Annotated in this window: 3 protein-coding genes; 2 read left to right on the forward strand and 1 reads right to left on the reverse strand. The window is 38.4% G+C overall.

From position 1 onward, the window contains the following. Positions 1–469, reverse strand: a 469-nt coding sequence (locus tag M8370_RS23080; protein ID WP_250021842.1) for a hypothetical protein, incomplete at its 3' end; no start/stop codon positions are given. Positions 470–1653: 1184 nt separating this feature from the next. Here M8370_RS23080 and M8370_RS23085 point away from each other — a divergent pair. Together M8370_RS23085 and M8370_RS23090 are read left to right on the forward strand one after the other, a co-directional pair. Then, positions 1654–2268: an NUMOD3 domain-containing DNA-binding protein gene (locus M8370_RS23085; RefSeq protein ID WP_045337902.1), complete on the forward strand. Its 615-nt coding sequence runs from the start codon at positions 1654–1656 to the stop codon at positions 2266–2268. Continuing rightward, a complete protein-coding gene (locus M8370_RS23090; RefSeq protein WP_125183041.1) occupies positions 2261–2467 on the forward strand; it encodes a hypothetical protein in 207 nt (68 codons plus the stop codon). Before M8370_RS23085 ends, M8370_RS23090 begins: the two co-directional genes overlap by 8 nt. Positions 2468–2558 lie beyond the last annotated feature (91 nt).

Here is a 2558-nt window from a genome sequence, read left to right on the forward strand (position 1 = left end):
CTTCAATCTCCTTTCTTAATTCTTCCATTTCAGAAGCAAGAACATCAACTTTCTGTTCAGTCGGAAATTCAATTTCTTCTTTAATCTCTACAAAATCACCAACGTACTGTTGAATGAACTCTTGTTTGTCATTTGCTTTGATCATAGTCAGGTCTGAACCTAGAGCTTTCCAGTTGCGACTTTCACAGCAAACGATAACAGCTTTCGATAAGTCTTTCGCATACGCTACGATAGCTGGTTTGTCGTTCAGTTCTGACATACCGATTTCGAAAGAACGAATGTTTTTAACAGTCAGAGCGTTTTCAATTTTAGAAAGAAGTTTCGCTTGAAGATTGCGGTGAATGTTAAAGCTTTTGATAAAGTTTTTCAGTAAGTTTCTGTTGTTAGTCATTTCGTTAGTCTTAACGATTTTTCTGTTCAGACTAACGTTAGTGGTTCCGTTTAAGTTATCGAAGATTGCAAATTTCATTTTATTTGTCCTTTTTAGTAGTTCTGATGTTCATGCGGTCACAATATTTTTTCATAGAAGATGGAGAAATATCAAACTCTCGGCAGATTGCTCTGAATGAATCACCGTTATCAAGTTTCGTTTCGATAACGAGCTTAGATGGGTATTTAGATTTTTTCACAAGTGTTCACCTTTTTGATGTGTTGAAAAAAGAGCGCTCTTGCGAGCGCTTCAAACTTTAAGGAATTTTAAATGAACTTGCTGTTCACATAGCTATTTTATATCGGCTATTCGATAGCGTAAACAAACGAGAGAACATAACGAGGAAAGAAGAAACTCTCATTTGCTTTCATAGACTGTTTATACATCTCGGTGAAAGTCGTAAACAACTTGGTAAAATAATTCTCGGTACAGCACTGAATGATCAAAATCAATCGGAGCAAGCGCATCGATGCACTGATAAAACGCATCGATAGCGCATCGATGCATCTCGGAGAAGCGCATGGACCCTAGAAAAAATCGCCCTATAAGAACAATTGGATAAAGATGATATGGAAGGCTGTAGAAGCAGTAAACACTATAAACCAAAGCGAAGCGACAAAGATGTGAGCGAAGCGAACTGGCGAAGCCATAAATAATAACATTAGCGCGAAGCGCGACAGATAGAAGTTAATCCATATCGCTATGATCATAGATATTGAACTTGATGATCAGTAATTATTACTAGATACGATTATTAGCGCTTCGCGCGTTCGCTGACGCTCACAATATTGTTTTCTGATCATAATCAATAACTTCTAACTGCATTATAACCAGATCTGAAAATCAGATAAACTTAATGATCGTTATTTAAATCAGATAGCGTTAGTGAGTTCTCCTTCGCTATCGCTACGTCGAACGGGCAAGCCCCGTCTTTGATAGAGATCTGGTCGTTATCGTCTTTACTGACCTTATTGTCCCTCCTCGCTTCTCCCTGCTCTACTGACCATCTTGATACACCTGTTCATCTAAACCAACCAGATTGAACCTGATGCATCCTGCTTTGATACCGACCTTGATTGTTGTCGCTTCGCCTACAGCTCGCTATCACTGTTATTGAATCAGATCAATAGAGTTTCCTAGTTTACTAAATACAAGTGTAATTCAGAAAAACATCTGAATGTCAATCACTTTTACTCTTTTATTAAACTTTAAGGAAACTCAAAATGTATAAGAAAACAATCAATAACGTTACTTACAAAACCCGTTCTGAACTGAAATCTGAGCCAACTGGTTTTAGCGTTTATAAAACCGTTTTTCGTGTCGGTAATGAACAGTTCGTTTATTACGGCAAACAGGCTTTCAACGGTCAGCCTGATATGTCGTATATCGGTTCTGGTCGCAGAGTTCAGGAAAAACTCGCTGAAATGAACGACTCAGATATCGTTTATAAAATCGTTCTACAGAATTTTGAATCTGAACAAGAAGCGTATGACTTCGAATCTGAATGCATTCAATCAGCACGCAAAGCGGAAGTTAATATTTTAAATATCTCTAAAGGAAACTCCGGTGGTAAGGTCTTTGACAAAATGACAGAAGAACAAATTAAACAGCGAAACGCGAAAATCTCCGCTTCTATGATGGGTCACGAAGTCTCTGATGAAACTCGTCGTAAAATCTCAGAAGCAAAATCTGGTCAGATTCGCTCTGATGATACGAAACAAAAAATCGGTGATGCTCTACGCGGTCGCAAAACTGGTCCTAAATCAGAAGAAACCAAACGCAGAATGTCAGAAGCACAGAAAGCACGTCACGCTAACAAGGAGACAGCGAATGTCTAAGACTCAACAATTTCTAAGACCCGTATTAATCGCTCTTGCAATTGTAGGAGCGTTTTCACTGACAGCTTGCATCAACAGCACAGTAAGCATCAATCAAGTTAAAACACGTTATGTTGTTTGTAATACACAGGATTACAACCCTGCGACTGCCTCAGAAGACATCAAGCTTTGTCGTCTTGGTCTATCAACTAACAAATAAAAAGGGAGCGCTAGCTCCCTTTTCGGTATCTATCGTATATCAATTCTCGCGTGATAACTTTTGTTAAGTTCTTCCATCAAATCAATCAAGA

The sequence above is a fragment of the Enterobacter cloacae complex sp. OE43NF genome (assembly GCF_023544405.1).
Classification (GTDB): Bacteria; Pseudomonadota; Gammaproteobacteria; order Enterobacterales; family Enterobacteriaceae; genus Enterobacter; species Enterobacter cloacae.